Source organism: Ralstonia pickettii (assembly GCF_001699815.1).
GTDB classification, from domain to species: Bacteria; Pseudomonadota; Gammaproteobacteria; order Burkholderiales; family Burkholderiaceae; genus Ralstonia; species Ralstonia thomasii.
Genome location: NZ_MCGB01000042.1, coordinates 1 through 5,124, shown reverse-complemented (window position 1 = coordinate 5,124; position 5,124 = coordinate 1). Strand labels below are relative to the sequence as shown.

4 protein-coding genes are annotated in these 5,124 nt (G+C 64.1%); 1 reads left to right on the top strand and 3 read right to left on the bottom strand.

The annotated features are described in order from the left end of the window. Positions 1 to 108 precede the first annotated feature (108 nt). On the bottom strand, positions 109 to 1,197 hold the full coding sequence (locus tag BEK68_RS07085) for an ABC transporter substrate-binding protein (RefSeq protein ID WP_004628686.1): 1,089 nt from the start codon (positions 1,195 to 1,197) through the stop codon (positions 109 to 111). 254 nt (positions 1,198 to 1,451) lie between these two features. Here BEK68_RS07085 and hemN point away from each other — a divergent pair, with 254 nt between their 5' ends. Continuing rightward, entirely contained in the window at positions 1,452 to 2,936 is a 1,485-nt protein-coding gene (hemN, locus tag BEK68_RS07080; protein ID WP_012436711.1) for an oxygen-independent coproporphyrinogen III oxidase, read from the top strand. A 24-nt stretch (positions 2,937 to 2,960) separates the two neighbouring features. Here hemN and pyk read toward each other — a convergent pair whose 3' ends face one another. Then, the gene (pyk, locus tag BEK68_RS07075; protein WP_012436710.1) at positions 2,961 to 4,439 is read right to left on the bottom strand and encodes a pyruvate kinase; all 1,479 of its coding nucleotides are present in this window, start codon (positions 4,437 to 4,439) and stop codon (positions 2,961 to 2,963) included. Between the two features lie 483 nt (positions 4,440 to 4,922). Further along, a partial coding sequence (locus BEK68_RS25930; protein ID WP_212634772.1) for a hypothetical protein occupies positions 4,923 to 5,124 on the bottom strand: 202 nt, incomplete at its 5' end.

Here is a 5,124-nt window from a genome sequence, read left to right as displayed (position 1 = left end):
AGTCGCCATCTCGGGCGCGCCTTTCTTTGCTTACTTTCTTTGGCAAGACAAAGAAAAGTAAGTCGGTCCCGGCAGGGAACGAAAGGAGGGCGGACCACCAAGCCAGAATCAATTCCCCGCTCCCTGAATGTAATTCAGATCAACAAACTCGCTTCCCCGATTTCCACGCGTGAAATCCAGCGTGAACCCGCCCACATCAACGCGCGTCTGCAACGCGCGCCGCAGTTCCACGCCGGTCATCTTGCCGCCCGCGGCATTCATCGCCTGAATCAAATACACCGCGGCGATATACCCCGATAGCGTCGCAGCGGAAGGCGGTTCATCCAGAAACTGCTTCATCCGCGCCATATGCTCGCGCGCGACTTTGGTGACGCCGCTGGCCGGGTTTGGCACCGTCTGGGCGAGCAGCATGCCGCCGCTGTAGCCGGAGCCCAGGATTTCGCGCGCCACTTGAGGGTTGACGGACGACAGCCCGACCAGAAAGCCATACCAGCCCTGCTGCGCCAGCGCACGTCCGACGGTGGCGTAGGTGAGCGTGTCGCCGGCGATGATCACCGCTGTTGGCTTTGTCGGCGCGATGCGGGCCGCAAGCTCGGCCGGGTCTCCGGTAAGTGTGTAAAGGTCCAGCGTTTCGGCAGCATTTCCCTTGGCGATCGAGCCACGCAGACGCACCCCGAGTTGCGGATCGAAGCCCGCTGCCGTGACGAGTGCAATCCGCCGCATGCCGAACTGCCGCAGCCGGTTGTGCGCGGCGACGATTTCGTGGTCGTAATCGGGGCGGATGAACAAAACGTTGTCGGCGGTCGACGTCGCACCTGAGAGCGGGGCGAGCAACGGCACATTGCGCCGTGCGATCTCGGGAGACGCTGCCAGCACCGGCAGCAAGCGTTCGCTTACGCCAAAGAGCAACTCGACATGGTCGCGTTCGATCATGTCAACGGCCTGCGGGATGGCTTCGTTGAGCGCCGCCTCGCGCCGGACGAGGCTGATGCGCCGGCCCTTGATGCCGCCGCTCTGGTTGGCTGCATCGAAAGCCACCTTGGCGCCCGCCATGAAGTCGCGCGCATAGTCGGCCTGGTCTGCGCCGCGCTCGATCAGTTGCCCCACGACGAACGACGTGCCTTGCGCATGCGCCGTCAGCGTGACGGCCGCCCAGGCCAGTGCGCACGCGCCGCGGCGTGCCAGTCTCTGCCACATGGTGCTTCCCCCAAAAGACGAGTCGACGGCCTGTGCTGTTGTGTTGTTTTGACGGCCTGCGTACGACGGGCGACGAGCCCTTGGCGCCGATCGCCGATGTTAGGGGGCAGAACATGACAGATCGGTGAAGTTGGGGCCCTCCCAACGGAGGGTGAGGCGCGTTTGAACAGGCGTTGACGGACGTTGACACACATCAACGCGGCGCCCACATCGCAGTTTTAGGATGAGGCATCGCCCCCACAACGATCGCCCCCATGTTTCCGTTCGCCAAGCCGGCCGACAATCCGTCCGCCGCAAATGACACCGCCTTCCGCTGGTCGGCGCCGCAGGTGCGCGCGCTCGCGCAGCGCTTTGATACGCACGGCCCGCGCTACACCTCGTACCCAACGGCCGACCGCTTTCACAACAAATTCGGCAACGCCGATTACCTCGACGCCTTGCACCGCCGCGCCGCGATCGCGCCCGCGCTGCATGCGCCGCTGTCGCTGTACATGCACCTGCCGTTCTGCGCGAACCTTTGCTACTACTGCGGCTGCAACAAGGTCATCACAAAGGATCACTCCCGCAGCGCACGGTACGTTGAAACGCTCGCCCGCGAGATGGCGATGGTCGCCAACCAGATCGGCCCACTGCGCCGCGTGACGCAGTTGCATTGGGGCGGCGGCACGCCGACTTTTCTTGCGCACGACGAAATGCGTGCCGTGATGGCCGCCACGCGCGAGCATTTCGACGTGGCCAACGATGGGGAGATCTCCGTCGAACTCGACCCGCGCCATGCCGACGACGCCACGCTCGAAGTATTGGCCGAGATCGGTTTCAACCGCGCAAGCCTGGGCATCCAAGACTTTGACCCCGACGTCCAGCGCGCGGTCCACCGCATCCAAAGCGTGGAAGAGACACGTCGCGTGGTCGACACCGCGCGCCGGCTGGGCTTCGAGTCGATCAGCTTCGACCTGATCTACGGCTTGCCATATCAGCGCACGGAAACCTTCAACGCCACGCTGGATCGCGTGCTGGAGATGGCGCCCGATCGGCTGTCCGTCTACAGCTATGCGCATCTGCCGCACCTGTTCAAGGCGCAGCGCCGCATCGACATGCTCACGCTGCCTACCGCCGACGAAAAGCTCGACTTGCTCGCCATGACGGTCGAGCGGCTCGTCGCCGAAGGCTATGTCTACATCGGCATGGATCACTTTGCGCGGCCTGACGATGCACTCGCCGTCGCACAGCGTGAAGGGCGGCTGCAGCGCAATTTCCAGGGCTATTCCACGCACGCCGATTGCGACATGCTGGCGTTTGGCGTGTCCGCCATCAGCCGCGTGGGCGATGTGTATGCGCAGAACGAAAAGGATCTCGACGCGTACTACGCTCGCATCGACGCAGGCGAGCTGGCCGTGCTGCGCGGCATGTCGCTCACGCCGGACGATCACGTGCGCCGCGCGCTGATCGGCGAGCTGATGTGCGGATTTGAATTGAACATGCGCGCATTCGGCGCGCGCCACGGGCTGGACTTCAAGCGCAGTTTTGCGGACGAGTTGCAGGCGCTGGCGCCGCTGGAAGAAGCCGGGCTGGTGAAGGTCGGGGACGAGCGCATCGTCATCACACCGCAAGGGCGGCTGCTCGTGCGCCGCATCGCGATGGTGTTCGATGCGCACCTGCGCGAGGCGGGCACGGAGCGCGCGATGGAAGCCGAGGGCAAGCCCGTCACCTTTGTCCCGCGCTACTCCAAGGTGGTCTGACCTTCCTGCTGGCCCGAAGCCACGTCAGACCGTTGCCGGTTCGGGCTGCAGTGCAGTGGTTTGCGTCTGGGCGCTGACCAACGTCTGTGGCCATATTTCTGCCAGGCGCAGCAGGTTGGTTGACCCGGCCTGACCGAACGGCATGCCCGCCGTGATGGCGATCTGGTCGCCCGACACGGCAAAGCCTTCACGCGCGGCGGCGCGGCACGCCGCGTCCACCATCTCGTCGACATTGCTCACATCGGGGCTGACCGTGCTATGCACGCCCCACGCGATCGCCAGCCGGCGCGCTGTATCCAGGCGCGGCGTGATGCTGACGATGGGCGCCAGTGGCCGCTCGCGTGCGGCGCGCAGGCTCGTCTTGCCGCTGGACGTGTAGGTGACGGTAGCCACTGCACCCAGGATGTGCGTGACGTCGCGCAGGGCTGCGCAGATGGCATCCTGGCGCGTGGGCAGCGGCGGTTGATGCTGCGCGTCGATCAGGTTGCGGTACAGCGGGTCGCGCTCGGTCTCGGCAATGATGCGGTTCATGATGCTGACCGCCGCCACCGGATGCTTGCCGCTGGCCGACTCGGCCGACAGCATCACGGCATCGGTGCCGTCGTACACGGCGCTGGCCACGTCGGAGGCTTCGGCACGTGTCGGCACTGGCGCTTCGATCATCGATTCCAGCATCTGCGTGGCCACGACCACCGGCTTGCCGTGCTGGCGCGCCATGCGCAGGATGCACTTCTGCACGCCGGGCACGCGCTCGGGCGGCAGCTCGACGCCCAGATCACCACGCGCCACCATCAGCGCGTCGGAGGCCTGCACGATGTCTTCCAGATGCAGCAGCGCTGCGGGCTTCTCGATCTTGGAGAGCAGCCCGGCGCGGTCGCCAATGATCTCGCGTGCGGCGATCACATCTTCGGCGCGCTGCACGAACGACAGCGCAATCCAGTCCACACCCAATGACAGCGCGAAGTCCAGATCGCGCAGATCTTTCTCGGTAAGCGCGGGAATGGGAATCACGGCATCCGGCACATTCACGCCCTTGCGGTCGGACAGCGGGCCGCCATCGACCACGCGCGTGACGATGGCCGTCGGGTCGGCGGCTTCCACGGCCAGGCGGATCTTGCCGTCATCGAGCAACAGCGATTGCCCCGGCGCGGCCGCGGCATACAACTCGGGGTGCGGCAGGTGCACACGCGTGACATCACCCGGCGCCGGATCGCGGTCGAGCACAAAGCGATCACCGTTCTTGAGCACGACGCGGCCGTCGGCAAACGTGCCGATGCGCAACTTCGGGCCTTGCATGTCTGCGAGGATGCCGATCGGGCGGCCGGTCTCGGCCTCCACCGCGCGCACGGTGTCGTAGCGCTTGCGGTGGTCTTCGTGCGAGCCGTGGCTGAAGTTCAGGCGGAAGACGTCTGCGCCGGCGTCGAAGAGGGCGCGGATGGTGTCTTTGTCGCTGCTGGCGGGGCCTAGGGTGGCTAGGATTTTGGTATTGCGGAAGCGGCGCATCGTTGATGGCTCCGGTGGCTGGCTATTGCTTGCTGCGTTTGCGGACCTTGGCGGTCCATCTCCCTTTCACCCCCTGCCGGGGGCGACTCACTTTCTTTGTCTTGCCAAAGAAAGTCAGCAAAGAAAGGCGCGCCCGAGATGGCGACCCCTTCCTTGAATTTGTGTAACCGGGCGGAGACGGGGAAAACTCGCTTCGCTCAGACAGTTCCCCATCTTGTTTCCGCCCGCTTACACAAATTCAAGGCGCCATCTAGGGCAAGGTACGGCCACACAATCTGTGTGCTGACCTAGAGGCTCTTGTTTGTTGCTGTTGCTGCTCGCCTTGCTTCGCGTTGTGCTGCTGGGTCCTGCTGCAGTCGTGCTCCGATTGTTTGGCCCTTGGAGCCCTAGATGGCGCGTTGAATTTCTGTTGCAGAGAGGAAAAAGGAAGGGAAACTGTCTGAGCGAAGCGAGTTTTTCCCTTCCCCTCCCTGCGACATAAATTCAAGGAGTCTTTCGCCATCTCGGGCGCGCCTTTCTTTGCTTACTTTCTTTGGCAAGACAAAGAAAGTGAGTCAGCCCGGCAGGGGATGAAACAAGGGATGAACCGCCCCGCCGGAACAAGGCAAACAAAAAATCAAGCAACGTTGTGAGCAGCGCGCCAGCCCAAGCCTTCCACAGTCCCAGCCTTAGGCCTGTACTCACA

Bases quoted from the DNA above. Each gene is read 5' to 3' on its own strand.
- pyk (WP_012436710.1), bottom strand. From the start codon at position 4,439: ATGCGCCGCTTCCGCAATACCAAAATCCTAGCCACCCTAGGCCCCGCC.
- hemN (WP_012436711.1), top strand. From the start codon at position 1,452: ATGTTTCCGTTCGCCAAGCCGGCCGACAATCCGTCCGCCGCAAATGAC.
- BEK68_RS07085 (WP_004628686.1), bottom strand. From the start codon at position 1,197: ATGTGGCAGAGACTGGCACGCCGCGGCGCGTGCGCACTGGCCTGGGCG.